Genomic DNA, 25,523 nt, shown 5'->3' on the forward strand with positions numbered 1-25,523 from the left:
CAGGTAGAGGATTATTAATTTAAGGGCTCATGGAAAAAAGAAAAGCAAGCATTGAGATGTTTTTCTTTTTTAACGGGCTGTTCTTTTTTCTGCGCAAGATGGAGTATTTTTATAAAGACACTTCTGTGTACAGAATATAAAATAATACCCAGTTAAATCTCTATGGGCTATTAAGATGTGCAAGGAGTTTTCTTCATAACAGCACTGTCACGTTGATTTATAAGGATAATTCATTGTTTTTCATGAAAGATCATGAATACCATAGGATTTTCTCATGTCAAACCCTCATAGTGAGTCAAACAAAATCTCTTGGCTTGCACATCACAAGCAGAGTTGGCGTGTGGAGTAAAACGGTACAAAAAAGGAATGAAATACCTCCCTTGCCCCTTTACGTTCTAAGGGCTGTCAAAACATTGGGGCGCTGGCAAAGAGTATAATGGTGCTCGCTTGCTGAAACCCTTATGCGGCTCACTTGATAGGGTTCTAGGGACACAAGCACTACCCTAAAGACTGACCACACTCTTTAAAAAAACTGAATATTAAAAATTTGCCCTCTCTCACCGCTCTAAACAATAGTGTTTACCGAAAATCATGACAAATTGTAATTCACAAATACACTTCTCTATTGCAAGAGTATCCTTTTATTCTCTTTCAAAAACACGAACACTTTTTGAATATTGTTTACAGATCCGTCTTATTGAAAAAGAGCAAAGATTTTTTTAGCACTTTTGGGCTTCTTATAACTTTTGTGTGAGAGCACATGAGAAACAGCGTTTATAATAAACTGGCTTTTGGCAAAATCGTAAAATTTTATCAAATTTATTGTTTGTAAATATCACCACGACCACTGTTCTGCTCTTGCAGACACGCAACCTCAAAACGACGTTCTCTTTACTCACAAATCGTCTCTCCAACTCTCTCTTTCAGGCATAGCCCATAAAAATAAGGATAGAGTACTTCGATTGAACACCATCTTCTCACCCCCTCCAAGCCCCATATATTTTACAGCTCTCAATTTTATAGCACCCCCTGTCGTGCTTTAAGAAGGCATTTTAACAATGATAAGAACATGTACAAAGAGGATATATCTTTAGGGTATTTATGTTTAAAAGCTTGCACTAAATCATAATTTTTTTGTATAGCGAGCCAAGCATATGCAGAACTGACACCCTAACCATTTCAAACCATTCAACTGTTTCAGGAACAGATAAGCCAAGTTCTACGATTATATCTTCAACCACGAATTCACCGAAGTACGGAGGATTTTCATCATTTTTTAGCGCTCCTCTTCAGTGATCCTCTAGATAATTAACTCATTCAGCATCTATACCAGAAAAGCGAAATATTACGTGCTAATTTTCCTTTACATTCATTAGCCAAGCCCCCTCAAAATGACCTTTTAGTGAATAGAGCTAAAAGGATAAGTCTTCAAAACCATTTGGTGAGATAGCTATATCAAGAGCACCTAAAATACGCCTTAGTTTCTAAGATAGGCAACTTCCCCCCTTTTATTGTATCAGTCTTGTAGAAGACTTTAAGTCTTTTATGCTTAAATCAAAAAATTATAATTGGATTATATCGCATAAAGATGCTTTTTCTCATTTTTCCATTTAACACACGATAAAGTACAATTTAGGTACGATGAGAAGCTTTCCCCTTATATCATGATTTCAGAACCACATGAGAAGAATAAAAGATGATGTGGCTTAATAAGAGAGTTTGTTCATAAGCCGTTTTTCTGTCTTAAGGTCAAGGATGCCGTTAGGCGCAACTTGTAAAGGGTTGCCTTGAGGCTTAAGGACCCAAAGCTTGTTAGTCCCTTCATTAAACGCGGGTTTGATGTTATGATTTTGGAGAGCGATTATTAAGAATTTGAGAGGCAGACAGCCTCTCATTTTGATTTGTATGCAAACGAATTGCACCCTATTTATTCAGGGAGAATAAGAACATACCCAGGAGGTGCTAAACGGAATAAGAGAGCGTCGTAACCCCACGCAGCATACAGGGAGCAAATAGAAAAAATGCCTTCACCAATTGCTAAAAGTAATGTGAGCGATATACCGGCCTCATCTGCTGTTGCTTCGCGGCGTTGTAAGTAGTATCCGACAAAAAAGAAAAAGCACGTTATTCCACTCGCACCTGCAAAGAAGCTTAGTACGGCATGAACCGGTCCACGTATGCTGAACAGGATAAGAAAAATTGTGAAAGTAAATACTGTAAAGATCCCTTCGAATACCCCACGCACCATATTGCACAATTTTCGCATCATAATTGCAGAAAAGCTCTGTTCTGCGTATCGATTTTTTCTTTTGATGCTTGTATTCTTAGAAGATATACCGTCCACAATTCCCCCCGTTTTAAGCCAAGATGCTATGAAGTTAATTACTTTTAATTATATCATCAAAAAATACAAGAAAAATTTATCCATTTTAACGAAAAAATAGGTGTTTTATTGAGGTGCAAATCTATTTTCTTTCGCAAGAGTTATTCAATTCGTTCGCCAATAGAAAAACTACCCCCATTGAAGAGGAAGCTATCCTGACGCAGAAAAGCTTCATAAGCTGTATTCCAATCCGCTCAGAAATCGCAACTCTCTAATCTACCCGCTTAATCCACCTTTGAAACTGCAATCAAATAAATTCTGCCGATGACAAGTAATGATAACATGAAAAAGAAAAAATATCATAATATCAAACTCTTCAATACAGTATGAGCTTTATGATTTTCACGCAAAAAGCAAGTGCCCACCCATGAACAACACCATACTAAAGTGCTGTGCACTCACAAATTTCCTAGCATTATCTCCCCTTCTCGAAATTGCACCTCTCCCGCAATCTTATCTCTCGATAGCACCCATTAAAGACTTTTAAAAGGTCCAAGGAAAAAACTCTCTGAGAAAGCTTTCAAGCCTAAAATGCCCCCGCCATTTTTATCATGATGAGGGCACCAAAAATCACGCAGAAACATGCAAAATCTCCCCGCATTTAAGAACAGAGCTTGTGCTTCAATCGCACACTTTTTCTTGTTCTTTTGTCCATTGTCCCAAAGCCGCAAGATGGTTCATCCGAGCGCGATGACGAAATGCCTTCTGTGCAACAGCAATATTTTCATCTTTTCCCGCCCATGCTTTTAAGGCAGCTGCTTGCAGTGCTCGTCCATAGGAAAAGGTCAATTTCCAAGGCAATACGCCCAAAGAATTCATAGCAGATAAATGCGCCGTTGCTTCCTGATCAGACTGCCCTCCAGAAAGAAAAGCAATTCCTGGAACAGCAGCAGGAACCGTTTGTTTAAGCACTTGGACGGTCTTTTCAGCAACTTCTTCAACAGAAGCCTTGCGTGCATCCTTTCCATCAATCACCATATTGGGCTTTAAAATCATCCCCTCCAAAAGAACACGAGCTTCAAACAATTCTTTAAAGACAGCCTGCAAAACAGTGCGTGTCACCTCAAAGCAGCGTGTAATTGAATGCCCACACGATGATCCATCCATCAACACTTCCGGCTCAACAATGGGCACAATATTGAACTCCTGACATAAGGCAGCATAGCGTGCAAGAGCTTGTGCATTTTGTCTTATGGCGCCTCTTGTTGGCAAAGTGTATTCATCAATAGCAATTACCGCACGCCATTTAGCAAAACGTGCTCCCAAAGCATAATAATCTTTTAGCCGCTCACGAAGACCATCCAACCCTTCGGTAATTGTTTCTTGGGGAAAAGCAGCCAAGGGTTTTGCACCGGTATCAACTTTAATCCCTGGCAAAGCGCCTGAATCCCGAATAAGATCCGTCAACATTTTCCCAGTTGATGCTTTTTGCCGAATGGTTTCATCAAATAAAATAACCCCAGAGATGGCGTTTTCCATCGCTTCTTTTGTACTAAAAAGCATTTCACGATAAGCACGGCGCTTATCTTCATTGGATTCAACACCAATGCTTTCAAAACGCTTTCCAATGGTCGCCGTACTTTCATCTGCCGCCAAAATACCTTTACCCGCATGCACCAAAGCAAGTGCAATATCTTCAAGCCGTTCATTCATAAAAAAATTCCTCTTTATTTTGTCTTAATTTCTAAAAATGCGCAACACTATCAAAACACTCTACACGACCGTATAGTTTTTCTTTAACCTTCCCCTCCAAAGAAGCCCTTTAAGCCTGCATAAGGGAAAGAATACCAGGAAGAACCTTACCTTCCATCCATTCCAAAAAAGCTCCTCCAGCAGTCGAAAGATAAGTAAAATCATTGGCAACACCGGCATGATTAAGGGCAAAAACCGTATCGCCCCCTCCCGCAATTGAAACCAACTTTCCCGTCAAACTACGTTCTGCTGCATGGCGTGCAACGGCAATTGTTCCCTTATCAAAAGGAGGCATCTCAAAAACACCAAGGGGTCCATTCCACACAAGAGTAGCAGCTTCATCTATCGCAGCATTGATATGCGCAATAGAGCGCGTCCCAATATCCAATATCATGCCATCTTGTGGAATATCTTCAATATCATAAAGACGATGCGGTGCATCTTTTTCAAAACGAAATCCAACGACAGCATCCTGAGGGAGCAGAAGCGTACAGTGACACTCTTGCGCTTTTTTAATGATTTTTTTTATCGTTTCCATCAATGCATGTTCACACAGTGATTTCCCTACATGGATACCTTGCGCAGCTAAAAAACTGTTAGCCATCCCCCCACCAATAATTAAGGAGTCAACTTTTTCCACCAAATGATTGAGCACAAAAAGCTTACTAGAAACCTTTGCTCCTCCCACAAGGGCAACCACAGGACGTGCTGGATTGCCAAGTCCTTTTTCTAATGCCTGCAATTCACCTTGCAAAGACCGTCCTGCATAAGAAGGCAACAAATGCGTTATTCCCTCCACCGAAGCATGGGCACGATGAGAAACTGAAAAAGCATCATTAACATAGAGATCTCCATTATGAGCCAAAGCTTCTGCAAAAGAACAATCATTCTTTTCTTCACCAGCATAAAAACGAACATTTTCAAGCAGTAAAACACCACCATTTTGTAATGACTCAACTGCAACCTGCACCGCCGAACCGATACAGTCCGGAGCAAAAGCAACCGGCTGATTAATGATCTTTTCCAGCACTTGCACAACAGGACGGAGTGAAAACTCTTGCTCTACCTTTCCTTTAGGGCGACCACAATGAGAAAGCAGAATAAGTTTAGCACCACGCTTTTGCAGCTCAACGAGTGTCTCTTTATGTCGTACAAGACGGGTCTCATCGCATACCTTACCTTGCGCCATAGGAACATTAAAATCTACGCGCACCAGAACACGTTTACCCAAAACATCAACATCATCAAGTGTACGAAACCCCATCACTGCTTCCTCTTCACTTTCCATTGTTTCAAATAAAAACGCATCCAACAACCCTGCCCACTTTTCTTTCCACTTATCCCCCTCTTTGCTTTTACAAGAGATCCACGACAGCCTATCTCTCACCCTTTGCTTAATAAAAATCCAAAGCTTTTATCGTCAAATGTACAAAAGCCCACCATTGCTCTTAATCTTCATATTCCATTGTGGCAAACAAATGCATTGGCTCAACTTGATCTCTATTAAAGCTTCCTTTTACTTCTAGGAAAAAGAGTTTACATCTCCTGTTTTCTAACGTTTTCTCAAAAGGTATCTCGTTCAGATCTTACTTTTTCAAAGTTTACTCTTTCATGCATCTTTTAAAAGCACGTATTGACACAGTATTAAAACAAAACACATCATCAATTTTTCAATAGCCTCTTCTCTCTAGCGCATGAGAACAACAGCCTCTAACTGTTTTTCTCAAAATTGCACAAAAATGAGACTTTTCCCTATAAAAAGAGGACCCTGAGGTCCTCTTATATTGTCTTAGCAAAAGCCACAGCCGTATCACTCATACGGTTAGAAAAGCCCCATTCATTATCATACCAAACCAGAACGCGACAGAGCTTACCATCAATCACTTTGGTTTGATCATTGTGGAAAATAGCTGAATGAGGATTATGATTAAAATCACAACTCACGAGTTTCTCTTCTGTAGTGTCCAAAACACCCTTCAAAGAACCTTGTGCAGCAGTAGCAATAGCTGTATTAATTTCTTCGATTGTTGTGGAACGCTTAGCGATAAATGTCAAATCAACCACAGAAACATTAGGGGTCGGAACACGAATCGATACACCATCAAGCAATCCCTTTAATTCTGGCAAAACCAATCCCACAGCTTTTGCCGCTCCTGTTGAGGTAGGAATCATAGAAAGAGCTGCCGCACGTGCACGATAAAGGTCCCGATGCATTGTATCCAATACAGGTTGATCACCCGTATAAGAATGGATTGTTGTCATAAAGCCCTTTTCAATGCCCACCGTGTTGTGTAAAACTTGTGCAACAGGCGCCAAACAATTGGTTGTACAAGAAGCATTTGAAACAACGCGATGCTCGCTGCTTAAAGATTGATGATTAACCCCATAGACGACCGTAAGATCTGCTCCTTCAGAAGGCGCAGAAATAAGAACACGCTTTGCCCCCGCATCTAAATGAGCACTTGCTTTATCACGCGCAGTAAAAATACCCGTACATTCCAAAGCAATATCGATATCCAAATCTTTCCAAGGCAATTGAGCAGGATCACGCTCTGCGCATACCTTTATTAAACCACCTCCCACATCAATAGCATCCCCTACCACCTTAACGATCCCAGGAAAACGCCCATGAACTGAATCATAGCGTAATAAATGGGCATTTGTTTCCACCGATCCCAAATCATTAATTGCAACCACTTCAACATCTTGTCGTCCACTTTCCACAAGTGCACGTAAAATATTGCGACCAATACGACCAAACCCATTAATTGCAACACGAACTGTCATTTCACATGTTTCCTCATCAATTTTTAAAAGCACAACATTTAAAACACAATAAATGGGTATTTCACCAATCCAAAATCATTAATTCCCACAATGTCAATATCTTGATCACTCACTCACTTATCCACAATAATGCACAAGATCATCCACAATACTGCACAGAATATGATGCCCTACAATCACCCCATTCATGACAACACAAGCTGTCACTTTGTCTTTTCCTCTTTGATCTTTTCCAGCTCTTTTTCAACGGTGGCAACGACATTTTCCCAAGTAATACCAAAATGCGCATAAAGGGCATCAATTGTTCCACTTGCCCCAAAGCCCTCCATACCAATAAACACACCATCACAGCCAATAAAACGATCCCATCCTTGGGCGACAGCAGCTTCAATAGCAATTTTAATCGGTGCATCTCCAATGAGAGCACGCTGATAGGAGAGAGATTGTTGAGAAAAAAGTTCAAAACAAGGCACAGAAACCACACGCGTTGGGATGCCTTTTTCTTCTAACACTGCATGTGCCTCCACTGCAATTTGCAATTCTGAACCAGAAGCAAACAGCGTCACTTGTGCATCATCGCTAGCTGTTAGAAATTCATAAGCACCAAGCATACAGAGATTTTCTTCTTCATACTCTTGACGCAAAAGCGGTAGATTTTGTCGACTTAAAGCCAAGGTAGAAGGCGTCCCGCGTGCTTTCAAAGCCAATTGCCAACACTCGACTGTCTCCATAGCATCAGCAGGGCGGAACACAAGATGATTAGGCATTGCACGCAGGCAAGCCAAATGCTCCACGGGTTGATGCGTCGGCCCATCCTCACCAAGACCAATAGAATCATGAGTCATGACATAAATCACCCGCAACCCCATGAGAGAAGAGAGCCGCATAGCGGGACGCATATAGTCAGAAAAGCATAAAAAGGTTCCCCCATAAGGAATAAAGCCGCCATAAAGGGCAAGACCATTCATCACAGCTCCCATTGCATGTTCGCGAATTCCATAATGCAGATAGCGCCCTGAAAAATCTTCAGCAGAGATACTTTTCATCTGGCTACTTTTTGTATTATTAGATCCGGTTAAATCAGCCGAACCACCAATAGTCTCAACAACGACTTCATTGATCACTTCAAGAGCCATTTCCGAAGCTTTACGCGTAGCAACAACGGGGCGCTCTTCAACCAATTTCTGTTTATAAGTATCAATAGCGCCATCAAATCCGCCCACGAGATCGCCCCGCATCAATCTTTCAAACTCCACACGCTCTGAGACAGGAAGATCAGCAAATTTTTCTTCCCATTTTTGGCGTTTTTTAGCAGCATTGAGACTAGCCAAGCGCCAATTATCGAGAATATCGGCTGGAATAACGAAAGGCTCAGCATCCCACCCTAACGCGATACGGGTTTCAGTGATTTCTCGTGCGCCCAAAGGGGCTCCGTGAACTTTATTGGTACCCGCTTTATTGGGTGCTCCAAAGCCAATTGTTGTTTTACAAGCGATCAAAGTTGGTTTATCGGAATTTTGTGCCGCCTCAATAGCCCGCGCAATTGCTGCTTGATCATGCCCATTGACTTTATGTGTCTCCCAACCAGATGCCTTAAAACGCGCAATCTGATCTGTACTGTCAGCAAGGGAAATCTCTCCATCGATAGAAATATTATTATCGTCCCACAACACAATAAGCTTATTGAGTTTCAAATGACCAGCAAGGGAAAGTGCTTCTTGAGATATCCCTTCCATAAGGCATCCATCGCCCACCAACGCATAAGTGTAATGGTTGATAAGATCACCAAAACGGGCATTTTGCAAACGTTCCCCAAGCGCCATCCCCACGGCATTCGCCAACCCTTGTCCGAGAGGACCAGTCGTTGTTTCGATTCCCGCCACATGCCCATATTCTGGATGCCCAGCAAGCTTTGCTCCTAATTGGCGAAAGTTTTTGAGATCTTCAATGCCAATATCTTCATAACCAGAAAGATACAAGAGAGCATAAAGCAACATAGACCCATGTCCTGCTGATAACACAAAACGATCACGGTTAGGCCAGCGAGGTTTTTTGGGGTCATGAGCAAGGAATCTTGTATAAAGAACCGTAGCAATATCGGCTGCTCCCATTGGCAAGCCCGGATGACCAGAATTTGCTTTTTCAATCGCATCAATAGCAAGAAAACGGATAGCATTGGCCATCTGATTCTGTTGGTGGGTGTTTGTCATGAATAATCGACCATTTCGTTAAATACGTTATTCTGTTGCTTTTTCCGTATTCTCTTAAAATTCTCCAAGAAATACTATTTTCTAACCATTAGCGTGAGACTTTTTGCCACCACTTCAATAATATTAATAACATTCCCCTCACGCGTTCTGTATATCCATGTCATTTATGCCAATACGCGCAAAAAATCCAGCTTTTAATTTATATCTATCCCCTGCTTTGCTTGCTAAAATATCCTACATACTTAAAAATAAAATGCACACAACACAAGAGTGAAAGTGATTCGTTTTTGCATAACACATTGATAAAGGATACAATTACCCAAAGGATAAAAGCAATGAACCAAGAGACTACAGTTCTACAAGATGCTTTAGAGCACCTAGAAAAGGCACTTAGAACTTTAGAGATCACCATAATAAACCGCAATGCCGTTATTGATAAAAATAACGAATGGGAAGAAGAAATCCAACGAATGAATGCTGACCGCAGCCATCTTGCCCAAGCGCTTGACAAAGCTGAAGCCCAAATTGAACGCTTAGAGTCCGTAAACAAAGAAGTTTCCAAACGTCTTATTAAAGCAATGGAAACAATTCGTGTTGTCATTGATAGATAAAGGTTTGAATGTATGGAAACTGTTTCCGTTACCATTGATGGTAAAGTTTATCGCATGGCTTGTGACAAAGGACAAGAACGTCGTCTTATTGCGCTTGCTGCTCAATTGGATCAATATATCACACATTTAAAGAACAATTTTGGTGAAATTGGCGACCATCGTTTATCGGTTATGGCTGGCATAATGATTATTGATGAAATGGAAGAAATAAAACGAGAAAATAAAAAATTACAAGAAGACTACAATACTCTTTTACGACTCCACAACGAAAGAGACCGCACCATGGGGAAAATTATGCGTGACACCACACAACGCATTGAAAATCTCACCAACCAATTGCTCAAAGATGATCAAAACCGCACAAACCTTCAAGAACAAGAACAGGAACAGGAAGATTTCTAAAAAGTACATCAGCGCGTAATAAACCAGAGATTTGACTTGTCCGCCACATCTCACAGGATAAAAATTCTTAAACCCACACCAGTGTGTAAACAGTCTGGTTTTTTATAGGAAGGATTCCAGCTACTCACGACTTATGGGATTAACTTAAACCTCAACAAGAAAGCCCTACCCTGAATATTTCACCTCCGCACAAACGCTTCCTATATCAAGGAGACTGCCTTATATCACCACATTTCAAATGAGATGTCTTTTAACCGCGCAATAAGATAACAAAATCAACATCATTGTAAAAAAATCATATAAATGACAACAGCAACAAACAAATAAAGCACCCTTCGAAAAAAAGAGTTATATTCATATTCCCTATAAATGCATACCCCAAAATCCTTGCCCCTAGATAATATCAAGCAGACGAGCCCCCCAAGAAGAACCATATTGTGTACAAATCAGCGTGGGTTTTAGAATTTTCATCCTTGAGAGCAGGAAAAAAGCCAGACCAAAAGATTATGTTAATCTCATACAACTTCAAACATCACAAACAACAGTAATAGTTTTTGCAAACATTCTCGACCGCCATCTTTATCCTGATAACACAACACTCTACCCCTCTCCCCCCCTCAAAACCTCCACACCTATGAAAGTGGAAACCAGCACCATCATACACTTTACCAGCCCTCATTGTTACGACAGTCCTTGGCACTAAAACGATTCATAATTGGTACAGTTTTACCCGCAAGGCACACCCGCTATTGCCCACCCATTTATGACGTGCAAGTGAAGAGTTATCATTGACTCAACATGAACAAATTTCAAATGAGAGAATCTTACGGAATTCGGGGTTCTAATTCAAATTGAACAATGCTATATTATCATTATAAATCAATATGTTGCAAATGCTCCGACAAAGCATATTTTCAAAACACATCCACCTAACACTTTTTCTCATAACATACCAGCATGACTTTTTAGGCACATAATTCTAATTTTATTCAATTCTGTTTGCAAAAATCTAAAAACGATAAAAATTTCAAGGCTCTCATTCAAAAGGCAGAAGAATGAACATCTTGCTCGTATAAACCTCAATAAAGCGATTCACAATATGCCTAAAAATGAGATAAAAGGTATAGAAATCTCCCATAAACGCCGCACCATAAACACAACTTCTTCAAGATAACGACCAGAAGCAGATTTAACAAACAACATCACCACATCCCGCTCCCAAAACCTGATGTCCAAACGCCATGTTATTTCCATGATGGACAACAAAGCAATAATGGGTCTATTAGGGCGTTCACGAGAGACACGCGCCTGTTGTCTCTAAGCGGATTAAATCCCTTTCGTTCCATCTTGAGAGACAGAAGCAATACGCAAGAGATTTGTCGCACCGGGCGTTCCAAGAGGAACACCGGCTGTTACAAGGAAACGATCCCCTCCTTGGCAAAAGCCTTCCTGAAATGCAATGGCTGCTGCTCGATCAACCATATCTTCTAAATTGCGAGCATCTTGCGTGACCACACAATGAAGCCCCCAAACGAGAGCCAAACGCCTTGCTGTTTCCACAATGGGCGATAAAGCAATAATCGGTCTATTAGGGCGTTCACGAGAGGCGCGCACCCCCGTTGTTCCTGAAGCCGTATAGGCAACGATAGCGGATAGAGCAAGTGTTTCAGCAATCTGACGCGCAGCAAGAGAAATCGCATCCGTTCCTGTTGATTCTGGTGCTGGATGTTGTGCTCCAACCTGAGCGGCATAAGTGTGATCCTGTTCGATTTGTCGCGCGATTCGGTCCATCATAAGCACAGCTTCTTCAGGATAACGACCAGAAGCAGATTCAGCAGACAACATCACCGCATCTGTTCCTGCATAAACTGCTGTAGCAACATCCGACACTTCTGCGCGTGTGGGAACAGGAGATGTGATCATTGATTCGAGCATTTGTGTTGCCACCACAACCGGTTTTCCAGCTAAACGACAAGCTTTTATCAACTCCATCTGAAGTGCAGGGACCTTTTCCAGAGGCATTTCCACACCGAGATCACCCCGTGCAATCATAATACCATCGGAAATTTCAATAATCTTCTCTATATGCTCCAAGGCTTGAGGCTTTTCGATTTTAGCCATCAAAGACACCTTACTTTTCGTCAACTGACGCACCGCCATAATATCTTCTGGACGTTGAATAAAAGAAAGAGCAACCCAATCAACAGGCTGCTGTAAAAGAGCCTGAAGATCCTCCTTATCTTTTGACGTCATCGAATCAAAAGGCAAAATTGTATCGGGAAAACTGACACCCTTTCGATCAGAAATACGGGTACCAGCAACCACGCGGCACTGAACAAAGTGATCATCACATACTTGCGCGCGCAGTTCCACCCTTCCATCATCAATCAACAACCGGTCCCCTGGTTTAACAGCCGAAAATACATCCTCATGAGGGAAAAAAACACGCTGTGCATCACCAAGAACATCGCGATTATCTAATGTAAAGCTTTGCCCAACACGCAAATCTTCTTGCCCCTTAGCAAAACGTCCCACACGCAGTTTTGGCCCCTGAAGATCCACCAAAATACCTATGGGACGTCGAACTGTTTTTTCAACTTCTCGTATAGACTTGACCAAATCACCCAGCATATCACGATCAGTATGGCTCATATTAAGACGAAAAACGTCTGCCCCTGCCCTAAAAAGCTTTTCAATCATCAAACGAGAAAAAGAAGAAGGACCAAGAGTCGCAATAATTTTTACTTTACGTGCACGTTTCACGGTGGAGAATTTCCTGAAAGAGAAGGTATAACTGAATTGTTTAACAAAGACTCATCCGTCAACTGTACCATCCAACTGGTTTGATTTCCGGTATCGATCTCTTTAAATTCAGCCTTTTGATATCCTCGAGGGAAACAATCATGAACCCCTTGAATGGTAAATTGGCTATCTTGTACACACATGGTCACAGAGCCTGCCCAGTTCCCTTTTTTTTGTGCCCCTTCCGCATAAAAATAATAAAACCGTGAAGCAAGAGGCCCCTCAATTAAAGTTTTACATTCCGTCACTGGTACCGTCCACCAGCCTTCGCTCACCCACCCTGAAAATGTACGATATCCAAGAGCAACCCCTACAGACTGTTGGGTTGTATTACAAACTCTAAAGTCAGCTTTTGCAAAAACAACAAGGGGAAACAAGAGCAAAATGCTCAAGAGAAAAACTTTTAATCCTTTCTGAAACACCCAATATCGCTTTTTTAAAATCACAAAACTTCCTCTATAATGCCAAATTCTCAAAACAAATTACACATTTCTTTTTTTTTAAAGCTTTTCAAATCTAAAACGTATATTTTTATATTTTTCTTTTTATAGCCCTTTTATCAATGCATATATCTTAAAAATTTTACAAAATATTTAAAGTCAAATTGTAAAAAAGCTGTGTAGCTTGATTTACTTTTTATTTTCAAGCTTTTTTAACATAAATTCGTCGTCGAAAAACAACTTAAAATATATAACTTGGAGAAAAATACAATGAACGATACAGTAACCGATCAAACACACGCTATATCCGTAAACCAATTACGCTCTTTTATCGAACGTATTGAACGACTAGAAGAAGAGAAAAAAACCATTTCTGATGATATTAAAGACGTTTACACTGAACTTAAAGGCTCTGGTTTTGATAGTAAAGCTGTTCGAAGCATTATACGGCTGCGTAAAAAAGAAGAGCATGAAAGAATGGAAGAAGAAGCAATCATTGAACTTTATAAAAATGCGCTTGGTATGAATTAAAACCATTGATAACATTGGAAATTTTCTTAAGAAAAGAAAATACAAAAAACAAATGGCAAAAAATAAATGAATGTATAAAAATTTCACCCAACAATAAGCCGTTTGTGTAACTTGTAACGAGACTATCGGTCACAGAATACACAATATTGCAACAGCCCTCACATTTAAAAGGATTTATACAGAGAATTTTTATTCTTATTCTTCAATCATTGTTTATCCACATAAACCCTCACTTGTATGCCAACCCAGTTTGTGATGTGCAAGAGAGGTGTTTTTTATGATTAAACATCTATAAATTTGAAGTGAGAAAGTCTTCCGATATTGAGGACTCTCTTCAAATTGAAAAAAATGAATTATGATGATAAATCAATTTATTATCTACGAAAAGAAACATATGAAAGCGGTCAGCAGTTGAAACCCGCTAAACGAGAGTCTGAACCGTTTACAAAAGAAGAGGTGGTTAAGGATCTTCGTCTTTTAGGATAGGGAAAAGTGCAGCATATTTACACATTTGATAAAAAGACCCTTATCAAAACTTTATTCGAATCTATTAACGGACTCATAAAGATCATTGATTCGAGAGGTTAGAATGTGATCTCTCCATTTTCCAGAAATCATCAAATAGTCTTTGGCATAGCCTTCTTTTTCAAAATGAAGGCGTTTTAATAAACGTTCGCTTTTTATGTTCTCAGGTCTATAATTTGCCATCACTCTATGCAGATGATAAACATGAAAGATATGGCGTATTAGAGCCGATAAACTCTCAAACATGAGACCTTTGCCTTGTTGTTTTTCATCAAGAGAAAAACCAAGATGACAGGCTTGAAAAACACCCCGAACCACATTTGTAAAATTCACAACACCGATGACTGTGTTTTCATTTTTTAATCGTACAGCATATCGGTATGCTTGTCCCTGTGCGCTTTCATAAGCAAATGCATTGGCTCGTGTTTCCCAAGCTGTTAGGCTGTGGTAACCATCAGATCTAACAGGTTCAAAAGGACGCAGATGATTCGCATTACGGAGGAAATAAGAAGACAGTTCAGCTGCATCTTCTAAACCGATCAATGTGGAAATTGTTCGCTTTGTTTTAATTGCCATCATTTTCTCCTCCTAGACAATGTCACAATAACACGTTGATTTATCTTAACAAATCATCATTTTTAAACTCAAATCATAATGTCGAATACAGTAAGCTTTTCTCATCACAACACTTCTTACGTTAGAATCAATGAGGATCTTTTGCTTTTCCGTCATAAGTGGGGGTGGTATGTTTAAAGTATAAGGTAAAGACAGGGGAATATTTCTTATGAATGCTCTCAAGTTCTAAGGGGCGCTGTAGCAACATTGGGGACTGGCAAAGTATGCAAGGGAATTGGCGTACTTCCATATACGAAATTCTGAAAAAACTTACGGCAAAGATAGTTTTGTTTCTTTGCCTTGTAAGCTCAGAGCATGCTTGTTTTGCGCTACCATATCACTGCTCCCCCGTATACAAATCCCAATGACCATCGCCTTGAGATGCTATATGTTACAGTGCAATCTAAAAAGTCTCTGCCATAACCCGTCAACAACACTGTTCCCGCTAAATCAGCGACAAACTCTTGTAACAAATTAAAGAAAAGCGATGATGCAATACAAATCTTTTAAAGTTTTTTAGATATTACCGTGAACGCGCTTCCATTTCTTCGCGTAAAATTTCAAGTTCTAACCATTCTTCTTCTTTTTGTGTGCAAGTATTTTTCTTTTTTGCCAACGTTGTTGATAAACGTTCAAAACGCTCTTTATCACTGCGATAAAGGGCTGGATCAGAGAGTTCTTGCTCAATTTTTTTGATTTCGTCCTGTAAAACAGCAATTTCTTCAGGCAATTTTTCCAATGCATAAACCTGCTTATAAGACAATTTACCTCGTGTTTTTTTCTCCCGCCCTATCAAGCGATCATCTGTTGATGTGTCCTGCTTTGAAAGCTCTCCCGCATGAGATTTTGAAGGTGCTTTACGTTGCGATAATTCTGTTCTTTTGCGTTGTAAGCGAAGAGCATGCTGGTTTTGCGCCATCATATCACTATAGCCGCCCGCATACAAAACCCAATGATCATCACCTTGAGGTGCCAACATATGCGTTACAGTACGATCTAAAAAGTCTCTGTCATGGCTGACCAACAATACTGTCCCCGCAAAATCAGCAATAAATTCTTGCAACAAATCCAAAGTTTCCATATCCAAATCATTGGTCGGTTCATCAAGAATCAAAAAGTTTGCAGGACGAGAAAGAAGTCGTGCAAGCATGAGGCGTGCTCTTTCTCCCCCAGAAAATTCTTTAAGGGGAGTGCGTGCTTGTTCCGGTGAAAATAAAAAGTCTTTCATATAAGAAACCACATGCCGCTCCAACCCATTGATCACAAGAGTATCACCTCTTCCCCCCGTTAAATAATGCGCTAAAGTTTCTTCTTCATTTAAAATACGTTGCTGATCAAGCAATGCCATAGAGAGGTTATAGCCATGCCTCACCGTTCCACTATCCACGGCTTCTTGCCCAATTAATGCAGAAAGGAGCGTTGTCTTTCCGATTCCATTGGGTCCTACCAAACCGATTCGATCACCCCGCTGAATGCGCAAAGAGAAATCTTTCACGATAATGCGATCACCATAGGATTTTGAAATTTTCTTTGCTTCAAGCACCAATTGCCCAGAATCATGACTTTTTGCTGCTGTCAAAAGTGCATTTCCTGGCTGCCCTTTATAGGTTTGATGACGCTGTCTTAAGTCTTTTAATTCGCCTAAGCGCCGTACATTACGCTTACGCCGTGCGCTCACGCCATAACGCAACCATTGCTCTTCACGAGCAATTTGGCGCCCCAATTTATGCTGTTCGATGGCTTCTTCTTCCAGTGCTTTATCACGCCAATTTTCAAACTCAGAAAAACGCTTTTCCAGTCTTTTGGTTGTGCCACGATCAAGCCATACCGTTGACCGCGTAACATTTTCTAAAAATCGCCGATCATGGGAAATCACCACAATCGCTGAACGCAAAGAAGCCAAAACAGCTTCCAGCCATTCAATGGTTGGTAAATCAAGATGATTGGTTGGTTCATCTAAGAACAAAATATCGGGTTTTGCAGCAATGGCCCGTAACAATGAAACACGCCGCTTTTCGCCTCCCGAAAGCGTTTCCAATTTTTCCGTCCCAGAAAACCCTAAATTTGTGCGAAGCGTATTAATCCACTGAACATCAGATATATCATCCAGCCCCGCTTCCATATAAGCATTAATATCTTCAAATCCTGAACAATCCGGATTTTGTGAGACATAACGGATTGTTACTCGCGGGTGGCGAAAAATTTCGCCACCATGAGGTTCTAATATTCCTGCGGCAATTTTTAATAAGGTCGACTTTCCACAACCATTACGGCCAACCAACGCAATACGCGCCCCCTGCTCAACCGATAAAGAAGCTTGATTGAGCAAAGGCGTTTTTCCAAAATTTAAGAAAATGCGGTCAAGCCGCAAAAGCGGCACCGCCATTAACGAACGCGGCGCGGACAAGGTGCTTTATACATCACCCCTCTTGCATCACGGTAAGCACACAATTGCCGTACAGGAACTCTTTGTCTACAAGGTGCTTGGTAAACATGCCCTCTACGACCACGATACGTGCACAATTGTGATGCCTGTCTTTGTTGTTTTCTTTGATTTGCAGCTGCACCTGTTACTGTTCCAGCCAAAGCACCAAATGCTGCACCGGTAAGTGCTGCTCCAGGCGTACTTCCAGCAATAGCAGTTCCAGCCAAAGCACCAATTGCTGCTCCTCCTACGCCATAACGTGCAACGCGTTCATCGTTTGTAGTACAAGCGACTGAACTGAAACCAATGGCTGAAACAACGGCCACTTTAAAAATTGATTTTAACATATCAAAACCTTTCCTTCTCAAGATCAATACATATATCGTTTATGTCGGCACTTCATCACTAGGCCCCCCCCTGCCTTATTCAAAATATATTGGAAGAGCTTTATGGAATAGGTACAGACGCTAACAATATAGCTTTTCCAGAACCTAAATGGCAAGAAAAGGTTCCACAAATACGGTTAGAAAGTGTTAAAGAAGAGCCAAATGACACATTTTTGTCACAAATTGGCCATTTTACCCCTTTAAGAGTCAAACCTTTTAAATCAGAAAAACCGATAAGACTAAACAAACACCCTTTAGGCAAATCATATGAACAAGGCTTTGGCAAAACCGGCCAACCTTCTTCCAAACCGCTTGTCAACAACACTGAAATACCCCTTTCAGCCATCATTAACGCTTGCGTCATATGAGAAAGGCTATGATCACTTCGCTCCCCTCCCAAAGCACCGCACAAAATAAGCTTTTTAGCGCCATTTTGCAGCGCTCTTTCACATGCCAGAGCACTATCTGTCATATCTTTATCAGAGGGAAAAACTTCACGCGGAACATGACTATATTGACGGATTAAGTTCTCATCTGATGAATCAAAGTCCCCTAACCACAACTCAGGCGTCACATTAAGCGCTGCCGCATGACGCATACCACCATCAGCAGCAATTACCCGACTGTTTTGAATTTGATTAAGCAAACGATCAGTGATATGAACATCCCCATTTAATAATATCGTAAATGTTGTCATGCCATACTTTGCCTTTCACAAAATTTTCTTTACAGTGCATCTTTTTATAAGTGAGAGTCATTTTTTATAAACAAAAAGCATGATATAGCCAAACGAATCCTTATCCCTAATGCCTTTCTTAAAGAAACATACGATACAAAGATACAAATGCAATTTGCCAAATTACTCCGCAGAAATAATGTGCACCATGGTCCAACGCACCCCATTTTTCACCGCAATTTTCTTTTTCGCTCTTGCCTGTATAAAGCAACTTTCATAAGTATAACGTTTCTCCTTTCGGCTTGTCATACACCACTTTCTCAAAATGATAGGCTTTCTTCCACTTCTTCTAAAACGATCAAACGTACCAACAACCACAATATCTATGTCACATTAAGCGCTCTGCAACACCCACGTATTTTGCAAATGTATGGTGGCGCTTATCATGATGCAAAACTTGAACACCTTTTAGCAAAGGTTGTCCGTAAACTAGCAGTTGCATCCCATAGTTCTCATCAAAGCTATTCTGTAACAATTTTAAACTCAGAAACTATCAATGCTTTTGCGCTCCCCAACGGCTCGATCTACATCACTCGTGGTATGCTGGCATTAGCCAATGATTCTTCAGAAGTTGCAGCCATTTTAGCCCATGAGATAGCACATATCAGAGCCAATCATGGCATTTTACGCCTGCAAAAAGAAGCCCAATTAAAGATGACCAATCACATGTCTTCACGTCTTCTTTCTTCTATTGGCAAAAAACTTCATAACCCTATGCAAAACAAGCAACAACTCGCGCAATTTTCCCGCAATCAAGAGCTGGAAGCTGATTCCCTTGCACTCGAAATGCTCCAACAATCAGGATATGATCCTTTTGCTTCACCACGCTTTCTTCAAACAATGGAAGCCTATAGTGCTTTTCGTAATATCTCTGGCACCCAAAATGCCTCTCTAGATTTTTTAGCCTCCCACCCAACTACCCCTCAACGCATTCGGCTTGCGATAGAAAAAGCGCGTAAAATCAGTAAAGGGAATAGTAAAATATCCGATCATGATTCTTTTCTCAAAAGCATTGATGGCATAATTTTTGGAGGAGGCTTTTATACAGGTTTTGTACGAGGCAACCAATTTATTCACCCACAATTGCGCATAGCTTTTTCTGTTCCAAACAATTTTACAATAGAACATTCAGCACACACTGTTTGGGCCAGTGGACCAGATAAAATTGCGATTCGTTTTGATGCTATTCCACATCCTGCTGAAATATCTGCGAGTGATTATTTGAAAAGCGGCTGGATTATCGGTCTAGATCAATCATCTATCCGCCCCATCACAATTCAAGGGCTCCCCAATCAAGAATTTATGCGCCAAGAATCCCAAAGCCAAAGTTTACTTGGAGCGCGGGCCTATGCTACCAATGATCAATGGCAATTTGATGTGGTTGTCATTCCATTCAACAACCACATCTTTCGTTTTTTGACGGCCGCTCCATATAATTCTCGAAATTTTGCAGAGGTTGCCCAAAAAACGCTACAAAGCTTTCATTCTCTTTCATCTTCACAGTTAAAAAAATTGCAGCCCTTAAAAATCCGTGTTGTCCGTGTTAAACAAGGAGAAACCGTTGCCAATCTTGCAGATAAAATGCAATACACACCATATAAAGAAAAACTCTTTCGCATCCTCAACGCCCTCTCACCAACGCAAACTTTACCCGCAGGTACAAAAGTGAAAATTATTACAGAATAAGCCTTTCTTCTCATCCGTTACAGTTTTGATTCTTTTCTGTCTCTATCACACCCTCCCCCTTAAAGCATATTCGAAAATAAAGAGGAACACTTTAAAATCCAACTTCATCATGCCTTTATAGGTCTCCGTTTGATATATATTTCCTCCAACTAACAGCCCCCTATCTTCCGCTGTTTATCAGTAGCGCCCCCAAGGAGGCATATTCCTAAACAAATATGCCCCCCCTAAAACTGACTTTATCATATTCTCATATGCCCCCACTTAATACATTCTCTTTCCTCCCCCCCAAAGCCTTTCACTGCTTATATATCGTAAGCGTCTTCTGAATGAACCGTAAGGAGAGCAGAACGCAATTTTTGCAAAGCCCTAGCTTCAATTTGACGCACGCGCTCTTTCGAGATTCCTAACTTTTCACCTAAAACTTCGAGAGTCGCCCCCTCTTCATTTAAGCGACGAAAGCGAATAATTTCCAACTCCCGTTCGTTGAGAATTTGCAACGCATCGTAAAGCCATTGTGTACGCCGTTGACCATCAATGACTTGCTCAATTAAAGCATCAGGAAGAGGACTCTCATCCACCAAAACATCCATCTTAGCAATGGGATTATCACTGTTCTCAGAAACAGAAACACTCAAGGAATTATCAGAACTGGAAAAACGAAAATCCATCGTTTCAACATCGCGCACGGAAACACCGAGTTTTTCAGCGATTGTGCGAAAAATATCCTGTTTTGACAAAGCACTATCATCTTGTATCAGTTTTGCACGCAAACGCCGAAGATTAAAGAAAAGTGCTTTTTGCGAAGAACTCGTTCCCCCTCGAACGATTGACCAATTTCGCAAAATATAATCTTGAATAGAAGCGCGTATCCACCACGTTGCATATGTTGAAAAACGCACTTCCCGATCAGGTTCAAAACGTGCAGCTGCTTCCAATAGTCCCACATACCCTTCTTGTACCAAATCCCCCAAAGGCATTTTGAAACGTTTAAAGCGATTAGCAATAGCAATCACTAAACGCATATGAGCCGCTGCAATTTGATGCATGGCATCATCATCACGTTTGTCTTTCCACCGCAGAGCCAAATCATGCTCTTTTTGTCGTTCAAGATAAGGTGCTTGCATAGCAGAACGCATCATATTACGTCCTAAGCTTTTGTCTGCATCGCTATAATTTTTGCTGCTTTTATAAACAGCATTTGAAAGATTACCCATAATAACCCCTTGCGATTAAAATTATCAAAATTGATTTGGCAACGACATCATTGTTCTTCGCTTAAAAAGAACGCAAAAGTTGTTAACTTCTGTGATCACTACTTTAACGTGTAATTTTATAATCGCAATTGTTTTTTTTACTGTCATGGTAAAACTTCTTGACATAAGACACAATTTCACCTGCAAAATGCCTTTACAATATGCCTTTTAGCCTATGAAATATTTGAAAAAACTTTCTCTTCACTTTTCATGACAAAACAGCAAAAAAATAAAGTGATCATGCAAAAGAAATGCCGTTTTTTGATAACCGGTTCCGTTTCCTTTTAAATTGAAGAATTTATTTATGCTTTTAGCTTTACAATACAACTAATAAGTGTAATTTGCAAATATAAAGCATCCAAACTGAATGAAAACTGAATGAAAAAAGAATCATTCAAGTTTTAAAGGCGCAAAGAAACAGCAAAAAATGACAAGAGTGATTGAAGCAAACGCAACAAACGTGTTAAAGAAAGAGCACCATTATGAAATTGTCGCAAAAAGCTTTTGACCAGTGTCACACTGAGAAAGAAAATGATCATGGATAGCAAGATTGTTCAACAGAATGAGATTCTTCAAGATGATATTCTCATTGAAAAACACGGAAGGGGTAAATTTGAAGGTTTTCGTTTTTATGCCAACAAAAACAGTACCGATCAAATAGCTGAGAAGCAAATTTCAACAGAGAATGAGAATTTGATTCTTGCTTTTTCCAAACGCGCGACACGTTTTTGTGCTTCTGCAAATGGAGATTTTACCCTCAGTTCTGATGGAATTGTGCGCTGGATTGGTCAACCCGTAGGACAACTTGTAGCAACAGAAGATTTTTTTAAACCAAAACTGATTGTTTTAGCAGATGAACAACTCACGGGAGAATCCCGCAATAACGTTGTGAAACGATTAGAACGCTTTGTCACCTTTCATTTTGAAACGACTTTAAAACCCCTGTTTGATTTGCGCAATGCTGATAATTTAACGGATTCAACAAACAGTCTTGCTTTACAACTTTTTAACTCTTTAGGGATTTTACCACGCCGCGAAGTCTTAGACATTGTCAAAAACCTTGCGCAAGAATCACGTGCCGTTCTTCGGCGTCTAGGCGTGCGTTTTGGCGCTTTTCATATCTATGTTGCCGGAATGCTTAAACCTGCTCCGGTTCAAGCCATTACTCTCCTGTGGAATCTTCAAAATGCGGGACAAGATCAAACTGGTTTGGGTGAAGTTTTTTCAGCATTATCTGCTGGTCGAACCTCTTTAATTGTTGACCCTACCTATAACCGCCAATTTTATCAATTAGCCGGCTACCGAATCTTAGGACAACGTGCTGTACGGATTGATATTTTAGAACGTCTTGCCAATCTCATCCGTCCCGCACTTCATTGGAAACAAGGAAGTGATCCTAAACCCGATGGAGCCTATGATGGCAAAAGTTTTTTTGTTACACCAGCCATGATGTCCATTCTTGGGGCCAATGGAAACGATATGGAAGAAATCCTCAAAGGACTTGGTTATCAATCGTACAGCATAAGCAATACTGTTTTTGAACAAAATCTCTTTGCACACCAAGCCTCTTCCCCTGTCAATAGGGCAATGCAAGATGTTCCTGCAGCAGAATGCGTTGGAAGTCAATGGCAAACAGTAAGCGATTTAGAAACAACACGAGAAGAAAAAAATACCTCATTCCCAAACACTTCATCCTCTGGTATTGAAAAACATCTCCATAAAACCAATCGTTTACCAGCAGCTGAACCTGTTGGGAATTTTGCCAAATCCCCTCGCTCTACAGAAGAAGATAAAGTTATTTTGTTATGGCATTATAAGCATCAATTTCCCCACCATGCACAAAAAAAACGTGATAAATTAGGAAATAAGTGGCAAAATAAATCGAAGAACGCTGTAAAAAAAGCGGAATACAAAAATGAAAATTCCCCTCAAGAAGCACCATCACAAGCAAAACGCTCTCATAAGTTCCACAAATCCCAAGGGAAACATGCAAATCATAAGCCCTTTCAAAAAGAAAAGCGCCTTAATCCTGATTCACCTTTTGCGAAACTAGCTGTACTACGCGATCAACTCACCAATCATAAAAACACGCACACACTTTCCTCTAAAGAGAATTAAAGTAACAAATGGAGTTTGATCTTGACCCACGTAGTAACCGACAACTGCATTCACTGCAAATATACGGATTGCGTTGAAGTCTGCCCAGTTGATTGTTTTTATGAAGGGGAAAATATGCTTGTTATTCACCCCGATGAATGCATCGATTGTGGTGTTTGCGTGCCAGAATGCCCAGCAGAAGCGATTTTACCTGATACAGAACCAGGATTAGAAAAGTGGTTAGAACTCAATCTTCATTATGCAAACAAATGGCCTAATCTAACCACCAAAAAAGATCCTCTTCCTCAAGCAAAAGAAATGGATGGTGTTCCAAATAAATTAGAAAAGTATTTTTCAGAAAATCCAGGAAGTGGCGAAGAGTAATGATAAAGTGTACACTCTCCTCCTTCAACGATTGAAAGACTTCTCTTGTAAAAATAAAAAATCCTTAAGCGAAATGATTGATTCTTTTAAATTTTGATGTTAGTGTTATTTTAACATGATCATCTTTCTAAGTATTTTTCTTTGCTTGTTATAGTAAAGCGGTGTATTTTTTTTTGATTTAAAAGTACTCGGCTTTTATGCTCACTTAATTGGTACAATATACTTGGTTAAAGAAAACTCAACCCTCAGGTTTATAACCTGTTTTCCGATACATTTGTTGATCATAAGGGAGTAAACTAAAATATGGCATCCCAACATGGAACGTCTTCCAAGACCAAAGAATTTGCAACCTCTGAATATATCGTCTACCCTACGCATGGAGTAGGACAAATTATAGCGATTGAAGATCAAGAAGTTGCAGGACATAAATTAAAACTTTTTGTCATTCATTTCGCGAAAGATAAGATGGATGTCAAAGTCCCCATTGCAAAAGCCCTTTCCGTTGGAATGCGTAAATTATCTGCTAGTGATTCTGTCGAACGTGCCTTAAAAGTTTTACGTGGAAAAGCACGCGTTAAACGGACCATGTGGTCACGTCGTGCACAAGAATATGATGCTAAAATCAACTCAGGAGATCTTATTTGTATCGCCGAAGTGGTCCGTGATCTTTTCCGCTCTAATCTACAGCCTGAACAATCTTACTCTGAGCGCCAACTTTATACAGCTGCTCTTGAAAGAATGGCCCGTGAAATTGCGGTTATCAATAGTCTTTCTGAAACAGAAGCTATCAATCTCATAGAGATGCATCTCTCCAACAAGCCGGAACGCGAGTTTAAAACTGAGAGAGAAGAAACAGATGAAAACAGTAAAGCTGTCTACGCTGCATAATACACTCTTTCATCATAATGATGATATTTCGATAAAACCAGCGAAAAGCTGGTTTTATTTTTTAACATCCTCTCTGCCCTTAAGGACAAAGTTTCTTAACCAGCGCCAATCTATAAACAATCTAACTTTTCGACAAATTCCTCTTCCTCATTTTCTTTCTTCATAGATAACAAACTGATTAATCATCATAATCTAGCATTATTCATATTAAATTAGAATCTTGAATATGGTAAGATTACTCATTTCAAATTTCTCTCATGCTGAATTAATCAAATCACTTGCTTGTCAATCACAAGTGGAGCTGATCTGTGGGTAAAAACTGTACAAAAAGAGCGAGACACTGTCTCAAGCACCAAAGGATATACCAACATTGGAATCTGGCAAGATGTGTAAGGGCAGGGCTTGCTTTTTTATTAAGCGTAAAGATCATAGTGCCGTTTATACACTACACCGCAACTTTACCATTTACCCCCTTCTACAAAACCATTGGAACATTCAAAAACACCGTCATAAAATGGATGCCACAAATATTGAAAAATATTCCTTTTAAAAAAAGCGTGACAGTACAACATAAGCATATTTTGTCTTGGGCACTCTATTTTGCATGAGAAGCATTCCCCCCATTAAAAAACGCGATAAAAAAAGCATGAACTAAAACCATCATCTCCAT

The 25,523-nt window shown here is 40.2% G+C and carries 20 protein-coding genes; 7 read left to right on the forward strand and 13 right to left on the reverse strand.

Annotated features, from left to right (window positions below; genetic code table 11):
- Positions 1–1,118: 1,118 nt before the first annotated feature.
- The 6 genes from ACFIKX_RS07195 to tkt form a co-directional block, all read right to left on the reverse strand.
- Entirely contained in the window at positions 1,119–1,241 is a 123-nt protein-coding gene (locus ACFIKX_RS07195; protein WP_375628678.1) for a hypothetical protein, read from the reverse strand.
- Between the two features lie 686 nt (positions 1,242–1,927).
- Positions 1,928–2,344: a hypothetical protein gene (locus ACFIKX_RS07200; protein ID WP_375628679.1), complete on the reverse strand. Its 417-nt coding sequence runs from the start codon at positions 2,342–2,344 to the stop codon at positions 1,928–1,930.
- Positions 2,345–3,004: 660 nt separating this feature from the next.
- Entirely contained in the window at positions 3,005–4,036 is a 1,032-nt protein-coding gene (locus ACFIKX_RS07205) for a class I fructose-bisphosphate aldolase (protein ID WP_375628681.1), read from the reverse strand.
- Between the two features lie 109 nt (positions 4,037–4,145).
- Positions 4,146–5,339, reverse strand: a complete 1,194-nt coding sequence (locus ACFIKX_RS07210; RefSeq protein ID WP_375628754.1) for a phosphoglycerate kinase — start codon at positions 5,337–5,339, stop codon at positions 4,146–4,148.
- 515 nt (positions 5,340–5,854) lie between these two features.
- On the reverse strand, positions 5,855–6,862 hold the full coding sequence (gene gap / locus ACFIKX_RS07215) for a type I glyceraldehyde-3-phosphate dehydrogenase (protein ID WP_375611739.1): 1,008 nt from the start codon (positions 6,860–6,862) through the stop codon (positions 5,855–5,857).
- Between the two features lie 203 nt (positions 6,863–7,065).
- Positions 7,066–9,072, reverse strand: coding sequence for a transketolase (tkt, locus tag ACFIKX_RS07220; protein ID WP_375628683.1), 2,007 nt, complete (start codon positions 9,070–9,072; stop codon positions 7,066–7,068).
- A 335-nt stretch (positions 9,073–9,407) separates the two neighbouring features.
- On the opposite strand from tkt, the gene ACFIKX_RS07225 reads away from it, so the two are divergent.
- Together ACFIKX_RS07225 and ACFIKX_RS07230 are read left to right on the forward strand one after the other, a co-directional pair.
- Positions 9,408–9,683 carry a DUF4164 domain-containing protein gene (locus tag ACFIKX_RS07225; protein WP_005774573.1) on the forward strand — a complete coding sequence of 92 codons (276 nt, stop codon included), beginning with the start codon at positions 9,408–9,410 and terminating at the stop codon, positions 9,681–9,683.
- 12 nt (positions 9,684–9,695) lie between these two features.
- The gene (locus ACFIKX_RS07230; protein ID WP_375613188.1) at positions 9,696–10,085 is read left to right on the forward strand and encodes a cell division protein ZapA; all 390 of its coding nucleotides are present in this window, start codon (positions 9,696–9,698) and stop codon (positions 10,083–10,085) included.
- A 1,326-nt stretch (positions 10,086–11,411) separates the two neighbouring features.
- Here the strand turns inward: ACFIKX_RS07230 and pyk are convergent.
- Both pyk and ACFIKX_RS07240 read right to left on the reverse strand, forming a co-directional pair.
- Entirely contained in the window at positions 11,412–12,848 is a 1,437-nt protein-coding gene (gene pyk / locus ACFIKX_RS07235; RefSeq protein ID WP_375628685.1) for a pyruvate kinase, read from the reverse strand.
- Positions 12,845–13,333 (reverse strand): DUF1036 domain-containing protein, encoded by a 489-nt coding sequence (locus tag ACFIKX_RS07240; protein ID WP_273790491.1) that lies wholly within the window; start codon positions 13,331–13,333, stop codon positions 12,845–12,847. The genes pyk and ACFIKX_RS07240 overlap by 4 nt, the downstream gene beginning before the upstream one ends.
- Before the next feature lie 264 nt (positions 13,334–13,597).
- On the opposite strand from ACFIKX_RS07240, the gene ACFIKX_RS07245 reads away from it, so the two are divergent.
- The gene (locus ACFIKX_RS07245; protein ID WP_005774567.1) at positions 13,598–13,858 is read left to right on the forward strand and encodes a DUF2312 domain-containing protein; all 261 of its coding nucleotides are present in this window, start codon (positions 13,598–13,600) and stop codon (positions 13,856–13,858) included.
- Positions 13,859–14,395: 537 nt separating this feature from the next.
- On the opposite strand, the gene rimJ is transcribed toward ACFIKX_RS07245, so the two are convergent.
- From rimJ to ACFIKX_RS07265, 4 genes are all read right to left on the reverse strand, one after another.
- Positions 14,396–14,959, reverse strand: a complete 564-nt coding sequence (gene rimJ / locus ACFIKX_RS07250; protein WP_375628687.1) for a ribosomal protein S5-alanine N-acetyltransferase — start codon at positions 14,957–14,959, stop codon at positions 14,396–14,398.
- A 562-nt stretch (positions 14,960–15,521) separates the two neighbouring features.
- The gene (locus ACFIKX_RS07255) at positions 15,522–17,384 is read right to left on the reverse strand and encodes an ABC-F family ATP-binding cassette domain-containing protein (protein ID WP_375628756.1); all 1,863 of its coding nucleotides are present in this window, start codon (positions 17,382–17,384) and stop codon (positions 15,522–15,524) included.
- Positions 17,384–17,770, reverse strand: coding sequence for a hypothetical protein (locus ACFIKX_RS07260; protein ID WP_375628688.1), 387 nt, complete (start codon positions 17,768–17,770; stop codon positions 17,384–17,386). Before ACFIKX_RS07260 ends, ACFIKX_RS07255 begins: the two co-directional genes overlap by 1 nt.
- A 100-nt stretch (positions 17,771–17,870) precedes the next feature.
- Positions 17,871–18,506 carry a thiamine diphosphokinase gene (locus ACFIKX_RS07265; RefSeq protein ID WP_375628689.1) on the reverse strand — a complete coding sequence of 212 codons (636 nt, stop codon included), beginning with the start codon at positions 18,504–18,506 and terminating at the stop codon, positions 17,871–17,873.
- A 147-nt stretch (positions 18,507–18,653) separates the two neighbouring features.
- Here ACFIKX_RS07265 and ACFIKX_RS07270 point away from each other — a divergent pair, with 147 nt between their 5' ends.
- Positions 18,654–20,231: a M48 family metalloprotease gene (locus ACFIKX_RS07270; protein ID WP_375628691.1), complete on the forward strand. Its 1,578-nt coding sequence runs from the start codon at positions 18,654–18,656 to the stop codon at positions 20,229–20,231.
- Positions 20,232–20,533: 302 nt separating this feature from the next.
- On the opposite strand, the gene ACFIKX_RS07275 is transcribed toward ACFIKX_RS07270, so the two are convergent.
- Positions 20,534–21,445 carry an RNA polymerase factor sigma-32 gene (locus tag ACFIKX_RS07275; protein WP_375628693.1) on the reverse strand — a complete coding sequence of 304 codons (912 nt, stop codon included), beginning with the start codon at positions 21,443–21,445 and terminating at the stop codon, positions 20,534–20,536.
- Positions 21,446–22,021: 576 nt separating this feature from the next.
- Between ACFIKX_RS07275 and ACFIKX_RS07280 the strand changes: the two genes are divergently transcribed.
- The 3 genes from ACFIKX_RS07280 to ACFIKX_RS07290 all read left to right on the forward strand — a co-directional run bounded on the left by ACFIKX_RS07280 (position 22,022) and on the right by ACFIKX_RS07290 (position 24,853).
- On the forward strand, positions 22,022–23,602 hold the full coding sequence (locus ACFIKX_RS07280; protein ID WP_375613182.1) for a hypothetical protein: 1,581 nt from the start codon (positions 22,022–22,024) through the stop codon (positions 23,600–23,602).
- Positions 23,603–23,623: 21 nt separating this feature from the next.
- Positions 23,624–23,965, forward strand: a complete 342-nt coding sequence (fdxA, locus tag ACFIKX_RS07285) for a ferredoxin FdxA (RefSeq protein WP_015856977.1) — start codon at positions 23,624–23,626, stop codon at positions 23,963–23,965.
- Positions 23,966–24,268: 303 nt separating this feature from the next.
- Positions 24,269–24,853, forward strand: coding sequence for a CarD family transcriptional regulator (locus ACFIKX_RS07290; RefSeq protein WP_273790499.1), 585 nt, complete (start codon positions 24,269–24,271; stop codon positions 24,851–24,853).
- The last annotated feature ends 670 nt before the right edge of the window (positions 24,854–25,523 follow it).

Source organism: Bartonella sp. CM86QHHN (genome assembly GCF_042194695.1).
Lineage (GTDB): Bacteria > Pseudomonadota > Alphaproteobacteria > Rhizobiales > Rhizobiaceae > Bartonella.